Origin of the sequence: Acinetobacter sp. 18QD2AZ41W (genome assembly GCF_009829025.1) — a bacterium.
Classification (GTDB): Bacteria; Pseudomonadota; Gammaproteobacteria; order Pseudomonadales; family Moraxellaceae; genus Acinetobacter; species Acinetobacter pseudolwoffii.
In genome coordinates this window covers 119,338-139,308 of record NZ_WURP01000005.1, presented here as the reverse complement: position 1 = coordinate 139,308, position 19,971 = coordinate 119,338, and the positions used below count along the sequence as shown (strand labels likewise).

16 protein-coding genes are annotated in these 19,971 nt (G+C 43.8%); 9 read left to right on the top strand and 7 right to left on the bottom strand.

Going from position 1 to position 19,971, the window contains the following annotated elements:
• The first annotated feature begins 444 nt into the window (after nt 1-444).
• From rubA to GVV58_RS09450, 5 genes are all read left to right on the top strand, one after another.
• Nucleotides 445-609: a rubredoxin RubA gene (gene rubA / locus GVV58_RS09470; protein ID WP_005096258.1), complete on the top strand. Its 165-nt coding sequence runs from the start codon at nt 445-447 to the stop codon at nt 607-609.
• A gap of 98 nt (nt 610-707) precedes the next feature.
• Complete coding sequence (gene rubB, locus GVV58_RS09465; RefSeq protein WP_159516428.1) at nt 708-1,886, top strand: rubredoxin reductase RubB; 1,179 nt, start codon at nt 708-710, stop codon at nt 1,884-1,886.
• Between the two features lie 57 nt (nt 1,887-1,943).
• Entirely contained in the window at nt 1,944-2,882 is a 939-nt protein-coding gene (gene estB / locus GVV58_RS09460) for an esterase EstB (RefSeq protein WP_100357259.1), read from the top strand.
• Between the two features lie 13 nt (nt 2,883-2,895).
• Nucleotides 2,896-3,804, top strand: coding sequence for a LysR family transcriptional regulator OxyR (oxyR, locus tag GVV58_RS09455; RefSeq protein ID WP_005172010.1), 909 nt, complete (start codon nt 2,896-2,898; stop codon nt 3,802-3,804).
• Nucleotides 3,805-4,061: 257 nt separating this feature from the next.
• The gene (locus tag GVV58_RS09450; RefSeq protein ID WP_159516427.1) at nt 4,062-4,649 is read left to right on the top strand and encodes a DNA-binding response regulator; all 588 of its coding nucleotides are present in this window, start codon (nt 4,062-4,064) and stop codon (nt 4,647-4,649) included.
• 61 nt (nt 4,650-4,710) lie between these two features.
• On the opposite strand, the gene ppk1 is transcribed toward GVV58_RS09450, so the two are convergent.
• Nucleotides 4,711-6,792 (bottom strand): polyphosphate kinase 1, encoded by a 2,082-nt coding sequence (ppk1, locus tag GVV58_RS09445; RefSeq protein ID WP_005172015.1) that lies wholly within the window; start codon nt 6,790-6,792, stop codon nt 4,711-4,713.
• A gap of 111 nt (nt 6,793-6,903) precedes the next feature.
• Nucleotides 6,904-7,578: a monofunctional biosynthetic peptidoglycan transglycosylase gene (mtgA, locus tag GVV58_RS09440; RefSeq protein WP_005096252.1), complete on the bottom strand. Its 675-nt coding sequence runs from the start codon at nt 7,576-7,578 to the stop codon at nt 6,904-6,906.
• Nucleotides 7,579-7,656: 78 nt separating this feature from the next.
• Here mtgA and GVV58_RS09435 point away from each other — a divergent pair, with 78 nt between their 5' ends.
• The gene (locus GVV58_RS09435) at nt 7,657-8,475 is read left to right on the top strand and encodes a rhomboid family intramembrane serine protease (RefSeq protein ID WP_005096251.1); all 819 of its coding nucleotides are present in this window, start codon (nt 7,657-7,659) and stop codon (nt 8,473-8,475) included.
• 51 nt (nt 8,476-8,526) lie between these two features.
• On the opposite strand, the gene GVV58_RS09430 is transcribed toward GVV58_RS09435, so the two are convergent.
• Together GVV58_RS09430 and GVV58_RS09425 are read right to left on the bottom strand one after the other, a co-directional pair.
• Nucleotides 8,527-11,019 carry an FtsX-like permease family protein gene (locus GVV58_RS09430; RefSeq protein ID WP_159516426.1) on the bottom strand — a complete coding sequence of 831 codons (2,493 nt, stop codon included), beginning with the start codon at nt 11,017-11,019 and terminating at the stop codon, nt 8,527-8,529.
• Between the two features lies 1 nt (nt 11,020).
• On the bottom strand, nt 11,021-11,746 hold the full coding sequence (locus GVV58_RS09425; protein ID WP_005096248.1) for an ABC transporter ATP-binding protein: 726 nt from the start codon (nt 11,744-11,746) through the stop codon (nt 11,021-11,023).
• Between the two features lie 11 nt (nt 11,747-11,757).
• Here GVV58_RS09425 and GVV58_RS09420 point away from each other — a divergent pair, with 11 nt between their 5' ends.
• The gene (locus tag GVV58_RS09420; RefSeq protein ID WP_159516425.1) at nt 11,758-12,387 is read left to right on the top strand and encodes an arylesterase; all 630 of its coding nucleotides are present in this window, start codon (nt 11,758-11,760) and stop codon (nt 12,385-12,387) included.
• 43 nt (nt 12,388-12,430) lie between these two features.
• Here the strand turns inward: GVV58_RS09420 and GVV58_RS09415 are convergent, their stop codons facing one another.
• A complete protein-coding gene (locus tag GVV58_RS09415) occupies nt 12,431-13,045 on the bottom strand; it encodes a carbonic anhydrase (protein WP_005096244.1) in 615 nt (204 codons plus the stop codon).
• Between the two features lie 309 nt (nt 13,046-13,354).
• On the opposite strand from GVV58_RS09415, the gene GVV58_RS09410 reads away from it, so the two are divergent.
• Nucleotides 13,355-14,392 (top strand): alpha/beta hydrolase, encoded by a 1,038-nt coding sequence (locus GVV58_RS09410; protein WP_074383096.1) that lies wholly within the window; start codon nt 13,355-13,357, stop codon nt 14,390-14,392.
• Between the two features lie 14 nt (nt 14,393-14,406).
• Entirely contained in the window at nt 14,407-15,408 is a 1,002-nt protein-coding gene (locus GVV58_RS09405) for a hypothetical protein (RefSeq protein ID WP_100355289.1), read from the top strand.
• Between the two features lie 38 nt (nt 15,409-15,446).
• Here the strand turns inward: GVV58_RS09405 and GVV58_RS09400 are convergent, their stop codons facing one another.
• Nucleotides 15,447-17,546 carry a TonB-dependent receptor gene (locus tag GVV58_RS09400; RefSeq protein WP_159516424.1) on the bottom strand — a complete coding sequence of 700 codons (2,100 nt, stop codon included), beginning with the start codon at nt 17,544-17,546 and terminating at the stop codon, nt 15,447-15,449.
• A gap of 194 nt (nt 17,547-17,740) precedes the next feature.
• Complete coding sequence (locus tag GVV58_RS09395) at nt 17,741-19,810, bottom strand: TonB-dependent receptor (RefSeq protein ID WP_159516423.1); 2,070 nt, start codon at nt 19,808-19,810, stop codon at nt 17,741-17,743.
• Between the last annotated feature and the right edge of the window lie 161 nt (nt 19,811-19,971).

Here is a 19,971-nt window from a genome sequence, read left to right as displayed (position 1 = left end):
ATTTCCAGCCAATGAACAAGCCGAGCTGTATAATAAAAACTCAATATTTAAGCACAAGTTATTGATTTTATTAAATTCATTTATTATAAAAATATTTAATCCAGACTTTACTGATTCTAAATTATATAAAAACCTCAGTTTTTACTGCACGACTTTGGTCTATAACGCCTCATTTAAGCTAAATTTTGCCACAGCAGCCGCTTCATCACTCCACAGCATTTGCCAGCAAAGCCGATTTGACTCATTTTCAGAGAAATACTGAATCCCAAAGTCATTCTGCTGCTAATTTCGCTGATTAAGCTTTTATTCACTTTACTTTCTGAATAGAACTGCGTAAAAATTTAGCCAAATATGTTCACTGTTAAAAAGTCATATTCTTTTAGAGTCTTGCCATTTTATGGATTTTAAGCTGACGGTTACACTTGCTCAGTTTTGGAGAGTTACATGAAAAAGTATCAATGCATCGTTTGTGGATGGATTTATGACGAGGCGGAAGGTTGGCCTCAAGACGGCATCGTGGCGGGAACCAAATGGGAAGATATCCCGGATGACTGGACCTGTCCAGATTGTGGCGTGTCTAAAGTCGATTTCGAAATGATCGAAGTCTGAGCACGCCCAGTTAAAGACCATGTCGATATGGTCTTTTTTTATGTCCTTTTTATCCTCATATAAAACAGCATGGAGAGCCCTACAGCATGGAAACGACTATGCATCCTATCGTTATTATTGGTTCAGGTATGGCAGGTTATGCTGTAGCACGTGAATTTCGCAAACTTAATCCAGAGCATGAACTGCTGATGATTTGCGCGGATGATGCGATAAATTATGCCAAACCTACCCTTTCCAATGCTTTGGTTGGCAAAAAAGCGCCTGAACAGATTGCATTGGGCGATGCTGCAAAAATGTCGGCACAACTGAATATGCGGATTGAACAGCAGACTTGGGTCAAAGCCATTCATCCGGAAGATCATCAGCTGGTACTTGAGAAAGATGGTCAGGAAAGCACACAGAATTATTCCAAACTGGTCTTGGCGGTCGGTGCCAACCCGGTACGTTTAGCCATTTCCGGTGATGCCAGTGATGACATTCATGTGGTGAATAATTTAAGTGACTATAAGACGTTCCGCAGCAATCTGGCGGCACGTGAAGATAAACGCGTGGTGATTTTAGGCGCAGGCCTGATTGGTTGCGAATTTGCCAATGACCTGCAAAATACCGAGCATCAGGTCACAGTGATCGATCTGGCACCTCAACCGCTGGGCCGTTTATTACCTGAACATGTTGCAACGGCCTTCCAGAAAAACCTTGAAGAAACCGGCATTCATTTCGTCTTGGGCACCACGGTCGAGAAGGTCTCTCGTGCTGAAAATGGTGACTATTTGGTCATGCTGGCCAATGGTCAGTCTCTCGTTGCTGATGTGGTTTTGTCTGCGGTAGGTCTACAGCCGAATATTTCTTTGGCCAAACAGGCAGATGTTCATACCAGTCGTGGAATTTTAACCACGGCGCAACTGGAAACCAATCATGCCGATATTTATGCCGTAGGTGACTGTGCTGAAGTGAATGGTACCTTATTGCCTTATGTCATGCCCATCATGCAACAGGCGCGCGCGCTGGCAAAAACCCTGAATGGCGAACATACGGCTGTACATTATCCGGCTATGCCTGTGGCAGTGAAAACGCCTGCTGCACCTTTAACTGTCCTGCCTGCACCAGTCGATGTTGAGCTCACCTGGGAAACTGAAGAGCTGGAAGATGGCATGCTGGCCAAAGCCATCGACGGTAACGGCACTTTACGTGGCTTTGTACTCTTGGGTGCAACTGCGGGCAAACAACGTCTGTCTTTGACCAAGCAGGTTCCTGACTTGATTCCTGCTGTGGTTTAGAGGTTTAATACTCAGGATATTTTTTAAACAAAATATCCTTTAATTAGGACAGCAATTATGCACAGCGCATTACAGTTTAATCTTTCTCCATATAGTTCTTTCATGCGTGAAACCAGAGTTGATCTGGGTAATGGTGTGGAATTACATGTCGAGGTGGGCGGAAATCCGGAACATCCTACGCTGCTCCTGATTATGGGACTGGGTGCGCAGGTACTGTACTGGCCTGACTTTTTTTGTAAATCATTGATTGATCAAGGTTTCCATCTGGTACGTTTTGATAATCGCGATATTGGCCTGTCTTCAAAAATCCATAACAAGGGCCCACGCTTGAACACCCTGAAAATGATGAGCCGTTTTGTGCTCGGTCTGGGCAATCAGGGGGCACCTTATGACCTGTATGATATGGCTGAAGATGTCAGTCTGCTGATTGAAAAAATGGGGCTGGATCAGGTTGATGTATTGGGTGCATCCATGGGTGGCATGATTGCCCAGATTCTGGCGGCACGCTATCCGGACAAAGTCAAAAAACTGGGTTTACTGTTTACCAGCAACAATCAGCCGCTGTTGCCACCGCCCTTTCCCAAGCAACTCTTTAGTTTGATTGACAAACCGGCTTCAACAGATGAAGATGGTATTGTAGATCATAGTCTAAAACTGTTTAACATCATCGGTTCGCCAGGTTATGTCAATCATCTGGAAGCGGTGCAGACCGCACGTAAATTATATAAACGAAGTTACTATCCTGCCGGTGTACTTCAACAGTTTTTAGCAATATTATGTACAGGTTCATTGCTGCAACTGAACAAGCAAATCAAGCAAGAGACCCTGGTGGTTCATGGTGCTCGTGATCGATTGCTGCCTCCCAGTCATGGCAAGGCCGTTGCAAAAGCGATTCCAGGGGCTAAATTTGAATTAATTGATGGAATGGGGCATGATATCCCACCGCATTTTATTCCATATCTTAGCGAATTATTTGCTGATCATTTTAAATCATAAACATTAGGACACTATGGCTGCACTACCCTCCTTAAGACAGCTGTCATACCTCGTAACACTGTCAGAGACGCTACATTTTACAGAAGCTGCTCGCCGCTCATTTGTCACCCAGTCAACTTTGTCTGGCGGCATTATGGAGCTGGAGCGTTTACTCGGTGGCGTACTTGTTGAACGCGACCGCCAGAATGTTCGTTTAACGCCTCTTGGTGAACAAGTGGTTGCACGCGCACGTGTTCTACTGGCTGATGCTCAGGACTTGATGCGCTTAAGTCGTGAGATGAGTGAACCCTTAACCGGTGATTTACATCTTGGCGTGATTCCTACGATTGCTCCCTTCCTGCTGTCACAGCTGCTAGAAGAAGTGCATAAACAATTACCAAAAATCCAGTTGCATCTGCATGAAGCACAAAGCGAGAAAATTGTAGAAAAACTGGAACATGGCAACCTGGATATGGTGGCCTTGGCGCTACCTTTCGATACACGTGGCCTGAAAGTGGCCGAGATTGCCAAAGAGAATCTGTATCTGGTTTATCAAAAATCAGACCAACACGCTGCACAAGCGAATTCTCTGGAAGATCTTGATCTGTCTCGCCTGATGTTACTTGAGGAAGGTCATTGCTTACGTGATCATGCCCTGAGTGCCTGCCCGATTGGTGAGCGTAAAAATGATCATCGTTTAAAAGCCAGCTCTTTGCCGACTTTAATCGAAATGGTCTCTGCAAATCTTGGTTTTACTTTATTGCCAGAAATTGCGATTTATACCAATATGATCAAAGCCAATCCTGAGATTCTGGTCAAGCCAATCAACTCTGCACCAAGCCGCACCCTGGCATTGGTGACACGTAAAAGTACACCGCTACAAAGCGAATTTGATGTGTTATTACAAATTTTCCAAAAAATCACTCAGCACAATGCTGCTTGAGCTAAAATTTTAGATGATTAAAAGGAGCACACCCGTTGCTCCTTTTTTTATATCTCAAAGTGGATATAGCCAACCATCATAGACCTGCTAATAAAGTCTCAAACTGACTGTTGCTGTCATCGGTTTTAATCTGCAATAAATGCTATTTAAGACGAAGATGAGGTGATTATCGTTAAATCCCTATTTTTTGGGATATTCATTTTATTTTGCTTCATCCACAGTATAGCCTTCTCTCAGAATCAACAGGATTGAGCTTATTGGCTGCCCTCTTGCCTGCACCGGTTTTAGTCATCGCTTCATCTACTGACCTGGACCTGTCCAAAACTCAGACTGTGCTACAACAACTGGGCTATCAACCAGATATGCTGCTATATGCAGACAATCTCCAATCTGCACAAGAGATGATTGCCGAACATCTGCCTAACTTGATTCTTTATCTCCTGACAGAAGCCTCACAGATTCATTTCATCGGCCAGATGAAACGGCATACCCCAAGTACACCTGTAGTTGCCGTACTCAAGAGTGAATCCACAGCACTCATTTATTCAGCAATCTTATCTGGTGCAAATAGCTATATCCAACCTCAGGCTTCATTCATCCAGTTTGCTGAAAGCCTGAAAACTGTCTTGCGCGGCGGTGCCTATATCCATGCTGAACTGGCAGAACATATCCTGTACCAGCTCACTGGGAAACCCTGTCTCAAGGTAACCGAATTGCAGCTCTTACGCTTACTCAGCCAGCAAAAACCCCCAGTAGACATACAGCACCAGCTCCAGCTGACTGATTATCAAATGTATGCCCAGGTCAAACAGATCTATCGCAAAATGCTGATATCCTCTGATTAAAACCCTTGAATGCTATTTTCTGGATAGAAAAGAGGCTGAATTTTCAGCCTCTTGAGAGCATTTATTTAAACAAGTCCAATAAAATGCGTTGAGCATTATGTGGCTTTTCACCTTCTTGCAGCTGTGCCCGCAGCCAGGTTCCATCCCCTTGTAATAACCAGGATTGCTGATTATCTTTCAGATAGTTAAGTAGCCCCTGTTGATAGATGCGTTTTTTCAACGCTTCATCTTCTACTGGGAAGCAGGCTTCGACCCGGTTAAACAGGTTACGATCCATCCAGTCTGCGCTTGAACAGTAAACCCGTGCATTACCGTTATTGCTGAAATAATACACGCGGGTATGTTCCAAGAAACGCCCGACAATCGAACGTACCCGAATATTTTCAGACAAACCTGGCAATCCCGGACGCAAACTACAAATCGAGCGGATAATCAGGTCAATTTGTACCCCCGCCTGAGAAGCTTCATAGAGTTTATTGATCAACTGCATCTCGGTCAGCGCATTAACTTTGACAATAATCTGCGCCGGCTTGCCTGCCTTGGCATTCACGATTTCATTATCAATATAATTAATGAGTTGGGTATGTAAGGTAAATGGCGCATGTAACAGCTTTTTCAGCTTGGCCATTTTTCCCATACCGGTCAGCTCCTGAAAGATACGGTGCACATCTTCACACAGGTCTTTATCCGTGGTGAGCAAACCATAATCGGTATAGATTCGCGCATTGCCGGCATGATAGTTGCCGGTTCCCAGATGCACATAGCGCACCAGTTTATTATTTTCCCGGCGTACCACCAGAATCATTTTGGCATGGGTTTTATAGCCAACGATGCCATAGACCACTACCGCACCGGCTTCTTGCAGGACATTGGCCACTTCGATATTGGATTCTTCATCGAAACGTGCACGCAATTCAATCACGGCCGTGACTTCCTTGCCATTGCGGGCAGCTTCCGCCAGCACCTGCACGATTTCAGAATCCGGGCCACTGCGGTACAGGGTCTGTTTGATCGCCAGCACTTGTGGATCACGTGCAGCTTCACGCAACAATGAAATGACCGGTGCAAAAGACTCAAACGGATGATGCAGCAAGATGTCCTGTTTTTGCATGGCACTAAAAATATTTTCAGATTTTTTCAGTACTTTGGGAATAATCGGGGTATGTGAATCATAGCGTAAATGCGGGCGCTTGAAATTAGACAGTAAGCGCGCCAGATTGACTGGGCCTGCGACTTTATAAAGCTGCTCTTCTTCCAGATCAAATTCATTCAGCAGATATTCATAAATATGCTGCGGACAGTTTTCTGTCACTTCCAGACGTACAGCACGGCCAAAACGGCGTGAACTGAGTTCGCCTTTAAGTGCCTTAGCCAAATCTTCAACATCTTCATTCAGGGCCAGATCGGCATTCCGCGTGACACGGAACTGATAGCAACCGGTCGCTGTCATGCCTGGGAACAGATCCGAAACATGTTCATGAATAATCGCGGACAGCATCACATGATGCTCTTTGCCATCGGTTAATTCATCTGGCAGACGTACCACGCGTGGTAACGAACGCGGCGCTGGCACCACAGCCAGATCAATCTGACGGCCAAAGGCATCTTTACCTTCGAGAGTCACAATAAAGTTCAGTGACTTATTCACCAGACGTGGAAACGGATGTGCAGGGTCTAGGCTAATTGGCGTCAGGACGGGCGCAACCTGTTCCTGAAAATATTTTTTCACCCAGGCCGATTGTGCCGGAGTCAGTTCACCACGGCGCAAGAAACAGATATCTTCCTCACGCAGTTTTGGCAAAATTTCTTCATTTAAAATACGGTACTGGCGTTCAATCGCAGTATGTGCAGTTTTGGAAATCTGTTCCAGCACCTGCTTTGGGGTCAGGCCATCCGGACTGCGACTTTCATTGTCCAAATCTAACTGTTCCATCATTCCTGCGACCCGAATCTCAAAAAATTCGTCCAGATTACGCGAGAAAATTAACAGGAAATTCATGCGTTCAAGCAAGGGATGTAAAGGATCGACAGCCTGTTCCAGGACGCGTAAATGGAAGTCTAAAATAGACAGTTCACGATTTATATAACGATCATTATATGTATATTCGGGCTGTGCTGAAGTAGTGCTGGCTGCCGTATTCATATCAAACCTATGCGGATTTAAAATTGTGCTTATCAGTTCAAGTATGCTTCAAATTGATGACAATTTCATAAAAAAAAGCCCAAAAACTGGGCTTTTTCTTTAAATAATTATTTAAGGCAATTCTGCATAACGCATATAACGCTGAATCATGCGCTTGCGTGCATTTAAGGCAGAGGAGTTGCGATGATCCTGAAAATATTTTGGATTGGTCAGAATGGCCGCCAGAAAGATCGCTTGATCCTGAGTCAGGCTTTGCGCAGTTTTGCCAAAATAATGTTTGGCTGCGGCTTCTACGCCATAGATATTGTCACCAAATTCAATCGAGTTTAAATAGACTTCCAGAATCCGCTGTTTCGACCACATGCGTTCCATCATCCAGGTGGCCACCGCTTCCTGGCCTTTACGTACAAATGAACGCTTATTAACCAGAAATAGGTTTTTCGCCAATTGCTGGGAAATGGTAGACCCCCCAGCCACCACCCGGCCCTGATCCCGGTTTTTATTCAGCGCAGTTTGAATGCCGTCCCAGTCAAAACCATGGTGATGAATGAATTTTCCATCTTCTGCAGTGACAATGGCACGTTTCAGATTCAGGCTGATCTCATCATAGGGACGCCATTGATGTTGAATGGCTTTGGAAGGTTCCGTCCAGTAATCAATCCGCATCATCATGGTGGTATTGACCGGATTGGTTCGCCACCAGGCCAGACTGGCAAAGATCCACAATTGAATCAGTAAAATCACACTGACGATGACTAATATCGTGCGGATCAGAAAGGCTTTCATGTCAGTGCGTTACTCCTGAAAATTTGATTTTTCGTGTTAAGCTTATTCGAAATATACAATCACAGCAAAAAAAATAGCATGTCTAAATACGCTCCCCCTGTCGTACACCGCAAACTTGAAATGCAGCTCTGGTGGATCACGGCCATTTTAATCGCGATTAATGTCGGATTATTTGGCTGGCAGGCCATCAATGGTATGGATATCAGCCAGCCGAGTACCCGAGATGCGATTCTCTGGGGTGCCGATTATGCACCTTTAACCTATTTAGCGGAACCCATGCGTTTGTTTAGCAGCATGTTTTTCCATTTTGGCCTGATTCACCTGATGTTGAATATGTGGGCCTTGTATATTTTTGGTAGTGTTGCCGAACAACTGTTTGGCCGGATGTATTTTATTGGCTTATACCTGTGTGCCGGCTTAATGGGCAGTTTGCTCAGTGGCTATATGAACATTCAGGACAGCTATGATCTGATTGCAGGGGGTGTGGCCAACCCAAGTTTATTGCCGGCGGTCAGTGCCGGTGCATCCGGTGCGGTGATGGGACTCGGCGCTTCACTGACGGTATTGGCCCTGTTGCCGATGCTGCCCCAGCAACGTTTTATTCTAGATAAAAAGACCTTGGTGATGGTGATGGGTCTGAACCTGGCCATGGGCTTTATGATCAGCGGAATCAACAATGCCGCACATATTGGTGGCATGTTGATGGGCGCTTTTTTAACCTTGCTGTGGTATGCCGGACAAAAAATGCAGCGTAGCCGCCTGATCAACCTGATCGCTTTAGTGATTGGTTTTGGCCTCTGTGTGCTGCTTTATCAACATAACTTGGCCTTGATCGAAGCAATTCGCCCACTGTGGCAAGAGATTCTCGACCTGATGCGACAACAATTGCAGCTTTAAATCATTGCCGCTTTAAATGCCAGCGAATTTAAAAAGCCATGGAGATGAATCTTACTGATTCATCTCGCGCAAGCTTTGTAAGGGCGGAATGTCCGACAGATAGCTCAGACGATGACGGCCAATCAGCGCACATAACACAGTCATGAAAATCGGCAGGATAATCCAGATTTCCCAGTGTGGCTGAATCATTAAATCCATACGATAACTGGCGATTGCGCTAATCACTTCGGCAAACAGACAGGAAACCACTCCGGCAAACAGTCCGATAAAACCAATTTCCAGACTCATCATGGTTTTCAGTTTTTGTTTGGAGCTGCCAAATGACCGTAGCAAGGCCACTTCACGTTTGCGTTCATCCATGAGCAGGTTCAGACAAGCCATCAGTACCAGAAAACCGGAGATACTAACCAGCACGGCCAGAATCGTCACGATCTGCACCAGTACATTCACAATACGCTTGATCTCTTCCAGAATCAGGCTGACATCAATAAACACCGTATTGGAAAATTGCTGGATCACAGACACCAGTTTTTCCTTATCTTGTTCCGGCACATAGAAACTGCCCAGATAACTTCCGGCATTGGCATCCATGCTATTCGGGGCAAAAATAAAGAAGAAATTCGGACTAAAACTTTCCCACTCGACCGTTCTTAAATTGATAACCTTCGCTTCCAGCACACCTTCGGGCAAACTGAAACTGAGCTTGTCGCCAATCTTGATGCCTAATTCTTCAGCAGTATTGGCTTCGACCGATACCGTGCCGACCTGTTGCAAAGCTGCGTCACCACGAATAATCACATTATCCTGTGGATAGCTGTCGGACTGGGTCAGGTTCAGCTCACGTTTTAAAGTATTATTGCTTTTGACTAATTCTGGAGCAAAAGGCTGATCATTTTTGGCCACCAGACGCCCACGAACGTTCGGATAAAGCGGTGTACTTTTCCAGCCATTTTGCTCAATTTGAGCTTTTAGATCTGGCATGTCAAACGGCGGCAAACCATACACAAACTGATTTGGTGTACCTTGCGGCAACTGTTGCTGCCAACGCTCTAATAGATCTGTGCGCAATACGGCTAATACTGTAATCAGACTGAGACCCAAGGCCAAAGCGGTAATCTGTAAGGCTGTTTGAGATGGTGTTCGTACATAGGCTGACAGATTCAATTTCTGATTGCGCAGCAGTTTTAAGATCAACCATACCGTCAGATACAACACTGCACATAACACAATAATCGCGCCAATCACCCAGGCAGTCAGGAGCAGATTTTCGGTTAAAATCACGCTAAAAATAATCAGGCTCAGCGTTCCGGTCAACAGCATCCATAGCATGGATTGCACTGATTTTTCCTGCTGGCGAATTACCCGAATTGGTGGCGTGTTCAACAGTTGCAATAGGCTCGGCATGACAAAGCCCAACAGCACCACCGCACTGGTCAGCATCGCGACTGGTAATGGCCCGAGCAGCATCGCCATAGCAGAGAATTCAATTTCTAAGTTGGGAATCAGTTGCAGCATTAACTGTAATAACCCATAACCCAGACCAATGCCGACCACCGTACCAATCGACATGGCAATCAGCAGTACTGTACCGAGCAAGGCCAGATAAGCCGATAAAATCTGCTGTTTGGTCGCACCGATACAACGCATCAAGGCAATATGATCTTGATTCTGCTGGACATAACGCTGCGCAGTGAGAGCAATCGCGATACCACATAATAGAATGGTCAGAATATTGGCCAGTTGCAGGAAGGTATCCAGGTTGGCAATCGGCTTCATTAAGCGGGTATTGCCCTCACTGGCATTGCGTAACCGGAGACTGCTTTGCTCTTCAAATTCCTGTCCCTGCACTTCTGCTGGCGTTTCAGCCGAGCCGTTTTCGGATTTGAGCTGCTGCTTAAATAAAGCTTCATATTCTTGCGTACTGTCTGGAGAACCCGCCATGAGCAAGCGATATTCAATCCGGCTACCCACCTGAATCGCATTGGTTCGCGCCACATCCGCCTGGGAGATAATCACCGTTGGTGAAAATCCGGAAAATCCAAGCTCCTGATTGGAGTCCTGTTCAATCTTGGCGGTAACTTTAAACGCCGCATCGGCAATATTCAGCTGATCGCCCAGTTTGACTTTGAGCAGGTCCATAGCCCGTGGACTGAGCCAGATTTCACCCGATTGAATCTTCGTTTTTGCAGGTTGCACCTGCAGCTCGCCACGCAAGGGAAAAGCCTGATCAATGGCTTTGACATTGACCATGACAAACTGTTCATCGGTATAGGCCATGGTGCTAAAGAAAGTGACTTCGGACTGCTGTAAATCCAGCTGTTTGGCCTGATCACGCCATTCTTTTGGTAGAGGCTCATTGTCCGAAAGCACCAGATCACCGGCCAGCATTTCTGCGGCCTGTAAGGCCACTGCATTCTGAATCTGTTCATTGCTAAACTTGAGCGCTGTTGTTGCACTAATCGCCAAAGTTAAGGCAATAATTAACAGATAAATTCCGGTACTTTTAAAACTTTGTGTGAGTAGAGGACGAAATAGAGGGTTCATCTCATCCTCCACTCGGATGTTCAATCAACTGGCCATTCAGCAGTTCAAAATGTCGCTGGCATTGCTGTGCCAGTTTACGGTCATGCGTCACCAGAACTAAAGTCGTACCCAGTTCCCGATTCAACTGAAACAAAAGCTGTTCAATTTCCTTGGCAGTTTCACCGTCGAGATTGCCTGTGGGTTCATCGGCAAAAATAATTTTCGGTTCACTGACCAGTGCCCGGGCAATCGCGACACGCTGCTGCTCCCCGCCAGACAGGACTTTCGGGGTTTGTTGTGCCTGCCGATCCAGACCAACTTTATGCAGTAGCGCCAAGGCTTTTTGTTCAGCTTCTGCATATTTGAAACTGGGCTGTAAACGCAGTGGCAGCATGACATTTTCAAGGGCAGTCAGATGTGGCAAGAGCTGAAAAGACTGAAACACAAACCCGATATTTTTCAGGCGCACCAACGCACGTTGTTCTTCATTCAAGGTAGAAACCGACTCGCCACTGACGATGAGCTGGCCTGAACTGGCCTGATCCAGCGTTGCCAGAATGCCTAGCAATGTGGATTTCCCCGAGCCGGAACGACCGGTAATTGCCACCTGCTCGCCTGCCATAATCTCCAGATCAAGATCCTCAAAAATAGTCAGCTGTTTTTGTGAAAGTTGTATCTTTTGTGTCAATTTCTGGGCAGAAATAATCGCCTGTGGCATGATGTTCGAATCGTTGCTACTTTGAATCATACGTGTCCTATATGAAAGATCTTAATCAGAAAACTCGGGTATTGTCTTACTTGTTTTTGCTCAGTCTGTGCCTGTTACCGCTCGGGGTATCAGCAAAGACGATTATGATTTTAGGTGATAGTTTAAGTGCTGGTTACGGTATTCAGCCACAACAAGGCTGGGTACATTTATTACAAAAACGTTTAGAGCAACAGTATCCGAAACAGCATAAAGTGGTCAATGCAAGTGTCAGTGGAGAAACCACCAGTGGAGCGCTGGCCAGACTGCTGAAACTGTTGCAGACACATCGTCCAGACCTTGTGGTGATTGAGTTGGGGGGTAATGACGGCTTACGCGGACAGCCGCCGCAAATGATTCAAAAAAATTTAGCCAGCCTGATTCAGCAAAGCCAGAAAGCCAAGGCCAAAGTCGTGGTATTTGGTATGAAGATGCCGCCTAATTATGGACAGGCCTATAGCAAGGCCTTTGAAAATAATTATAAGGTAGTGAGCCAGCAATATAAGGTGAAATTGTTACCGTTCTTTATGCAGGGTGTGGCCGGCAATAAAACCCTGATGCAAAAGGATCTGATTCATCCAAATGCCAAGGCACAAACCATCCTGCTAAATAATGCCTATCCATACATTAAAGGCGCTTTATAAAGCGCCTTTAAATTATTTTAGATTGTATTTAAATAAATTTTGCCTAAAAATCAAAGAACAATACTTCACCTGTTTCCAGTGAATATTCAGCACCGACCACTTTGAGTTGTCCTTGCCCAATCAGGTTTTCTAATACTGCTGAACCATGACGTAGTTGGTTAACCGATGCAAATACGTTAGAACGCACGGCATGCTTGGACAATTTTGCCAAGTCATTTTTCAGTTCAGTTTGCATTAAGGTTTCAACAGAAGGACGTACTCGATTTACAATCGACATCAGGTTTGCCGACGGCGGGCAATCTGGGCACATTAAGGTATCAATGGTGGCCTGGATCGCGCCACAATGACTATGACCTAAGACTACAACAATAGCGCAGTCATAGCGTTCCGCCGCAAATTCAACACTCCCGACCTGTGATGGTGCGACAATATTGCCTGCAACACGAATCACAAAAAGATCACCGAGACCCTGATCAAAAACCATTTCAGCCGGGACACGCGAATCTGAACAGCCCAGTACAATTGCAAATGGGTTCTGATCCTCTGCCATTTCTGCGCGCTGTTGGTGGCTCAGTTGTTTTGGATGCGAGGTATCACCGCTGACAAAACGTTGGTTCCCTTGTTTAAGACGTTCTAAAGCTTCTTGAGCTGTGAGCATTCTTTTCTATCACCGATGTTTTAGTTGCAATATTTTACTGCCAGTTTTTTTGAATGTCACTTGCAAAAAATCTTAGCTGCTTAAATTTTTAACATTTATCTAATTTCATTTCAGCAGGGGTTTTATGTGCAGCACATCACATTTTCAAATCATTCAATGCTGTTCAGCAAAAAACTAATGGGTGACAAGCGCCAGGATTGATTTAAAATAGAATGAAGAATAATGTTTTTATTTGACTGAAATAGCAAATTTACAACATGGAAGTATTTGAGCAATTTGCTCGCTGTGTATTTTTTGGGGAATGTGCCAATGAAGAAAATAATAAAGTTGCGCTCGAAAATAATCTGCTCGACCTTAGTCGCGTTTACGATGGCATTGCCGAGCTTTGCACATAGTCAATATATGTTTAGCCAGCCGAATGAAAAGCCTGCCAAAATATTACAACAACATCTGCTGCAGGAACGAACACAGGCTGGACTTCAATCCAAGACACTTAAAATCGGTGATGTGACCTGGAGCTACAGTGAAGGTGGTGCAAAGAACAAGCCTTCAATTCTGCTGATTCATGGTCTGGCAGGAACGCGAGATAACTGGAATCGGGTCGCACAGTTTCTGACTCCACATTATCATGTGATTATTCCTGACTTGCCGAGCAACGGCGATACCAAGGTTCCGGAGAATTTCGATGTTTCTGTGCCCAATGTGACTTTTCAGATGCGTTTATTCATTGAAACCTTAAATGTAGACGAGAATTTACATATTGCCGGACATTCCCTGGGGGGATCGATTGCCACGGTCTATGCCTCACAATATCCCTTCGATACGCAAAGCCTGTTTTTAATCAATAGTGCCGGCCTGTATAAAATGGGCAATACGCCCTATACCAAAGACCCGCAAGCCCTAAAAGACCTAATCGTCAGCAAGCCCGGTGATCTGCAAGATGTCTCCAGACAGCTGATGCAGAACCCGCCGGTGATTCCTTATCAGCTCCAGTATGCACAGGAAAAACTGCTGATTTCACGTTCTGAGCAGACCAGTAAATCGATTGATCAGGTCGTGATGCTGAACCGGATTTATACACCAGAAACCTTTGCCCGCCTGACCCGCACAGTTGAAGCACCGACCTTGATTTTATGGGGCAGACAGGACCGGATCATCAATGTCGAAGTGGTTAAAGAACTGCATGCCCTGTTGAAACGTGCCGAAACGCCGGTGATTCTGAACAATGTCGGGCATATGCCGATTCTGGAAGCAGAAAAACAGGTGGCACAACATTATTTGCCTTTTCTGGCCAAGACCCAGACCCTAAAAAACCCGCTTGCTGATAAACTCATTCCTTTAAATTAAGTTTCAGAGCCGTTATGCAGAAACACCCGATGATTGAGCAGTTGATCGATGCTCAACTTGATTTTCTCGATCAGGCATTTTCTCAATCTGAAACGATTCAAACTGAGTTTCATGCGTTTTATCTGTGGTTGCGTAAACAGAACCTGAAAGATCTATGGAGCTGTGATCTGATTCATCAGCTTTTACAAAAACAGATTCTGGATACTGCTGCCAGCAGCTTTCTGATTGAGCAGATTGCTGAGCATATCCGTTTTGCACTGGTACATCCGGCCAACGATACGACCAAAATTGCCGATGTGATTCCAGTCCTGACCGTGGATAAAATCGCACAATATGTTGCCAGTAAAAGTGGCCATCGTCAGCGTCTGATTAAGACCGTCGTGAATAATCCGGCATTTTCGGCCATGATCACGCAACTGATCCAGCATTCCATTCAGGATTATCTGGATAATTCTGTCATCGCTAAAAACGTGCCCGGGGTTTCCCGTTTTATGAAAATGGGCAAGTCGGTACTGGAAAATGTCACCGATACGGATCTGGACAGTACTATTGCGCGTTATCTGCAAAAGAATATTTTAAAACTGAGCCAGATGAGTGAACATGTGCTGAACCAGCACTTTGATGATGAAAAACTCTATCATTTTCAGGCCAATCTCTGGCATAAAATTAAAGATATGCCGGTATCGGTATTGAAAAATTATATTGAGCTTCAGGATTTAAATCAGACAGTCGGTTTAGGACATGAGATCTGGGATCATTTGCGTCAGACGGATTATCTAAAACAGCAAGTTCATGATGGAGTTCATACCTGGTATGTACGCAATCAGGAACATACTTTTGACAGCTTGCTGCGTGATCTGAATATTGATGAAGCCTTAATCCAGCATGAGTTACAGCAATTGTTGAACCCGATCATTCAACAGATGGTTTCACAAGGTCATTTACGTGAACGTACACGCAGATATCTGGAACAGTTTTATTATTCAGAAGATACTTTGAAGATTCTTAAAGTATAAAGCTTAAAAAGCCGCTCGAGAGCGGCTTTTTAAATTGTTTAGAAGTTATAGGTCAGTCCGACAAAGACTTCCTGACGATCCAGATAATAATCATTTGAAGCATTTACTAATTTTTTATCAAATAAATTATTGAGACCACCTCGAACAGTCACTTGATCGTTCACTTCATAATTCGCAGATAAGTTAAATACCGTATGTGGTTTTTGCATCACTACCGTATCTTCAATACTTGCCGTATATTGTTCACCGGTATATTGCGCTGCAAGTTCCAATGAAAGTGGATCAGTGGGAGTCCAGTTGAGTGCACTATAAACGGATAACTCGGGAATCGTTGAAAGATTTCTGCCAGTCACTAAGTTTTTTGATTCAAAATAATAGGTTGCATTGGTCTTCCAGCTTAAATTCTCTAAAAGTGGTAATGCCACACTTGCTTCCAAGCCCCGTACACGCGCTTTTTCAGCATTTTGATATTGTGTCCACCACACCCCATTAATTTCTCCTAAAGCACGATATTCAATTTTATTTTTAAAATCTGTGTGGAAATAAGTTAAACCGAGATCAAAATCATTTTGAGCAAAATTAAATCCAAGTTCATAGTTGGTACTTTCTTCAGGCTGCAGGTCTGCATTACCCGCCATATAACATCCGCCCGATACATAGCCTAAAGGTTTCAAGGATGTACATCCATTCCCCCCTGAACGCGTCGCTGCACCTGCAGTATTCTCTTTGAGTGAAGGAGCTCTAAAGCCCTGAGCAACACCACCTTTAATGGTCAATGCATCATTTGGTTGCACCACCAAGTAAGCACGTGGACTATTATGTGTGCCAAATTTATCGTGATGATCAAAACGGTTACCAAGGGTCAAATTGACTTGATCATTAAAAACAATTTTATCTTCAACGAACAATGCCCAGGTATCTCCTTCTAGCTCTGAACCATATTCTTTGCCGTCATAACTTGGAATAGCCAGCCCAATATTACGGGTATTAACCAGTTCTTCTGATTTCCATTGACCTCCCACTGTCGCAACATGCTCTACACCTAATTTAAACGGAATATTGAGATTAGCTTCTACAATGCTTTCCTTGGATTTTTGTGTGGTCGGCCCAGTCTCTGTCACCTGACTTTGATCATAATCATTGTAGTAAGCCGTAATTTTTGAATCACCGAAATCCCATTGAGCATCATGTGATAGAGACACTGAACGATGTTCTAACTCAGATGGGCCCCATGCTAATAAAGCCTGTTCTTTACCATCCACCACCTGAGGCGTGGTCGAGGCATTATTCTCTTGCAAGCCATAACCCAGCTCTAAAGATAAGCTATGAATATCGTTCGGCGTATAATCAAACTTTAAGTTCGCATTCTGATCACGACTACCCGATTGTCCGGTTGCTTTACTTCCTGCCATTCCGGGAAGATTACGGTCAGAGATTTGATAGCCTTGATCCGCTTCCTGTTCAGTGATCCCGACTGTCGCACGCATACCTAGTGTATCGGTTAAAGGGCCATATCCCACGAGTCCTGATTGAATGGTTCGCCCTAAATCCGAAGATGTCGTTGGCATGGTATGGTTTAAGGTCAATGAGCCACCCCATTCTGAAGGGATTTTTTTGGTAATGATGTTGATCACTCCACCCATCGCATCAGAGCCATATAAAGAAGACATGGGTCCACGTACAACCTCAATACGTTCAATCATTTCTGGTCTCACCCAGTTTAGATCTTGATGTCCTAGGTTTGCACGATAATTGGTATCTCGAGAAGAGCCGACACGTTTACCATCAATTAAGATCAGCGTGTAATTGTCAGGCATCCCGCGTAATTGTATTTTGGAACCTGCCCCATTTGAACTTAGGCCCCCTGTTACGCCGGGCACACGTTTCAAGATATCGGCCAGACTTGAAACAGGCTGTTTCTGTATGTCTTCTGCCGTAATGACACTAATTGAAGCTGGCGCAGATTTAACATCAACTGCCTGTCCACTCGCAGTCACCACAATCGTTTGTAATTTGGTCGCATCAGCCTGTACGATTCCCTCTTTTTCTTCAGTAACTTGGTCTTGCGCTTGGACTGAAACAGTCATTGCTGTAAATACTGCGAAAGCTAAAGTTGTTTTTAAGAAGGGCTTATTCATACCTTGCGCGTCCTAAGAGTTATGAAGAGATCATGTTTATTCGGTTGCGAAGTGTAACAGGGATTTCCACAAATGCAATTAATATTGATAATTATTATCATTAGCATTTATTGTTATTTTCATCATGATTTCTGATAGGAGCTTAAAAAGGCATAAAAAAAGCCGCTTAAGGCGGCTTTTTTATTCACGATAAATTAGAATTTGATATTCATACCAACAGTGTAACGACGTCCATCAAGTACAATATCATGGTCACCATTGGTAATTTCTTTATTGGCAATATTGTAAATACCAGCCATAAGACTTAATTTATCAGTTGCTTTAAATACGGCACCTGCATCAAAAGTACCATATCCTGGTGTTCCATTATCCATAGCAGTACGGCTTAAATAATCACTTGTTTTGCCACGATAATTATAGTCCATCCAAGTATTCCAAGTATCTGAAACCTCATAATCAAGACCGATGTTTAGCATATGTTTTGGCATTTTATTTAAAGGCTGACCTTTAAATTCACCACTTTTTTGCTCAGATTTTGTATAGGTATAACTTGTACTCGCATGCAAATTATCAAGTAAATCATAATCTAAAGTGAATTCAGCACCTTTCATTTCCGCTTCAGAAACGTTCTTCATTTGGCTTACAAATCGATATGGCTTGCCATTTGCAGAACATTTCCATAGTTCAACAGGAGAACTATTATCGGTCCCCGGTGTTTCACATAAACGATCTTCTACAATTTTGTCTTTAAAATCAGATTTAAAGACCATTAAACTGCTCGTTAAACCAAGTTCAGGGGCTGAATAGTTAAATCCAAATTCATAGCTGGTGCTTTTCTCTGGAGACAAATCAGGATTACCAATGATCACAGCACTGCCTTTTCCGGTTCTGCTACCAAATCCTTCTGAAATTTGGCTAATCGTTGGTTGTTTATAGCCTGTACTTACGCCACCTTTTAAGGTGAAAGTATCAGTTAAATGATAAACACCATAGACACGCGGTGTAATTTCACCACCAAAATATTCGTCTTTATTGTAGCGAGCGCCCACAGTTAAAGCGAAATTATCGGTAAGACTCCACTCATTTTCTGCGTATAAAGCAAATAACCATCGATCGAGAGCCGTCACCCCTGTAATACTGGCTAATCCATTGGTGGTATCGGTAATTTTTTCTTTTTGATATTGGCCACCCACTGTTAAAGCATGATTGCCCAAGAAAAAAGAACCTTGTGTATTAAAGACTTTTAGTTCTTCATTTTTTTTGTCGGCGACAGCACCACTATAAACTTTTTTAGTCGTTTCATCTTGATAATACGAATCGAGGGTAAAATTATCGTAGCGTGCTTTATGCGTTAAGGTATATAGATTTTTTTCGTTTTCATTAATTGATGCTTGAGTTGCAACACCCACACTTTTACCCAGTGTTGTTGTGTACTGTTGACCCATATAGTCATATCTCAAACCAATGTCGTTATGTTCATCGACATTCCAAACTAGTTCAGTACCAAGCTTTCTCACTTTCTTCTCAGATTCACTTGAACCAGATTTTTGCCCTTCTCCACCAATATAGTCACTTTCATCATTGCCTTGGAAATTACCATCTAGACTTAAAGATAATTTATCTTTAATTAATGGACCTGTGACATACATGCTCACGCCATAGCTATCATTTGCGTAATCATTATCAGATTTCGTATATTCAGGAGAAATACTTCCATGCCAATGACTAGAAGATGCTTTTTTAGTGATGATGTTGATCACACCACCCATGGCATCTGAACCATAAAGTGATGACATTGGACCACGCACGACTTCTACTCGTTCAATCATGTCAATTGGTGGTAAATATGCACCAATTTTCCCGCCGTCTGTACCATTGCCATTAACTGCTCTACCCGCACTTACTGGTCTGCCATCAACAAGGTACTTTGTATAAGCTGCGCCCATACCTCGAATGGTAATTTCTTTGTTGTTTCCGCCACCTTGAACGGATACACCTGGCATATTTTTTACAGCATCAATGACATCTGTATATGATTTTTTTTGTAATTCTTCTGCCGTAATGACTGAAATTGAAGCAGGTGCATCAGCAATATTTTGTTCAAAACCGCCCGCTGTGGTCACCACAATAGTTTGTAATTTAGTAGCTTCAGATTGTATTGCTGCCTTTTGTTCTTCAACTAACTGATTTTGTGCTTGTACTGAAGCTGCCAAAGCTGAAAGTATAGCAAAAGCTAAAGTCGATTTCATAAACGGCTTGTTCATATCCGAAGGTGCCCCACAGGTGAATTATGAAGAAATATTGCTTGAATTGTCACGCATTGTAATCAATATAATTCTAAATGCAATTGTTATCGATAATTATTATCATTAATTTTAATTATATAAAAAACCTCGAAAGTTCGAGGTTTTTTAGAATGCGATAA

Bases quoted from the DNA above. Each gene is read 5' to 3' on its own strand.
- mtgA (WP_005096252.1), bottom strand. From the start codon at position 7,578: ATGAAAGCCTTTCTGATCCGCACGATATTAGTCATCGTCAGTGTGATT.
- ppk1 (WP_005172015.1), bottom strand. From the start codon at position 6,792: ATGAATACGGCAGCCAGCACTACTTCAGCACAGCCCGAATATACATAT.
- rubA (WP_005096258.1), top strand. From the start codon at position 445: ATGAAAAAGTATCAATGCATCGTTTGTGGATGGATTTATGACGAGGCG.
- GVV58_RS09410 (WP_074383096.1), top strand. From the start codon at position 13,355: ATGAAGAAAATAATAAAGTTGCGCTCGAAAATAATCTGCTCGACCTTA.
- rubB (WP_159516428.1), top strand. From the start codon at position 708: ATGCATCCTATCGTTATTATTGGTTCAGGTATGGCAGGTTATGCTGTA.
- GVV58_RS09435 (WP_005096251.1), top strand. From the start codon at position 7,657: ATGTCTAAATACGCTCCCCCTGTCGTACACCGCAAACTTGAAATGCAG.
- GVV58_RS09430 (WP_159516426.1), bottom strand. From the start codon at position 11,019: ATGAACCCTCTATTTCGTCCTCTACTCACACAAAGTTTTAAAAGTACC.
- GVV58_RS09395 (WP_159516423.1), bottom strand. From the start codon at position 19,810: ATGAACAAGCCGTTTATGAAATCGACTTTAGCTTTTGCTATACTTTCA.
- estB (WP_100357259.1), top strand. From the start codon at position 1,944: ATGCACAGCGCATTACAGTTTAATCTTTCTCCATATAGTTCTTTCATG.
- GVV58_RS09415 (WP_005096244.1), bottom strand. From the start codon at position 13,045: ATGCTCACAGCTCAAGAAGCTTTAGAACGTCTTAAACAAGGGAACCAA.
- GVV58_RS09400 (WP_159516424.1), bottom strand. From the start codon at position 17,546: ATGAATAAGCCCTTCTTAAAAACAACTTTAGCTTTCGCAGTATTTACA.
- GVV58_RS09425 (WP_005096248.1), bottom strand. From the start codon at position 11,746: ATGATTCAAAGTAGCAACGATTCGAACATCATGCCACAGGCGATTATT.
- GVV58_RS09420 (WP_159516425.1), top strand. From the start codon at position 11,758: ATGAAAGATCTTAATCAGAAAACTCGGGTATTGTCTTACTTGTTTTTG.
- GVV58_RS09405 (WP_100355289.1), top strand. From the start codon at position 14,407: ATGCAGAAACACCCGATGATTGAGCAGTTGATCGATGCTCAACTTGAT.
- oxyR (WP_005172010.1), top strand. From the start codon at position 2,896: ATGGCTGCACTACCCTCCTTAAGACAGCTGTCATACCTCGTAACACTG.